1 protein-coding gene is annotated in these 516 nt (G+C 53.5%); it reads left to right on the plus strand.

Going from position 1 to position 516, the window contains the following annotated elements:
* A partial coding sequence (locus ACFOFO_RS26650; RefSeq protein ID WP_390332390.1) for an MlaE family ABC transporter permease occupies positions 1-516 on the plus strand: 516 nt, incomplete at both ends.

Raw genomic sequence — 516 nt, forward strand, 5'->3', positions numbered from 1 at the left:
TCGCCATTACTGCCCTCGTGGGATTTCTTGTTGGGGTTGTGCTGAGTTATTTGTCGGCCATCCAATTGAAGAACTATGGTGCTGACGTTTTCATCATCAATATTCTCGGACTCGGCATCGTGCGGGAACTGGGACCGATATTAGCGGCTATCTTGGTGGCCGGGCGCTCTGGTTCGTCGATGACGGCACAGCTGGGGGTGATGCGGGTGACGCGCGAGCTAGATGCTTTGGCGGCGATGGGCATTTCGCATACACAACGATTGGTGCTGCCCAAGATAGTGGCGCTTGCGATTACACTTCCGCTGTTGGTACTGTGGAGCGATATAGCAGCCTTGATTGGCGGAATGCTGTCGGCAGATTTACAGCTCGGCATCGGTTATCGCCAATTTCTGCATGGCCTGCCAGCAGCGGTTCCAATTGCAAACCTGTGGCTCGGCGTAGGTAAGGGAGCAGTGTTCGGAATTCTGACTGCATTAATTGCTTGTCATTATGGACTGCAAATCAAGCCGAACACCG

This window comes from Pseudundibacterium arcticum, assembly GCF_042646465.1.
Classification (GTDB): domain Bacteria; phylum Pseudomonadota; class Gammaproteobacteria; order Burkholderiales; family Burkholderiaceae_D; genus Undibacterium_A; species Undibacterium_A arcticum.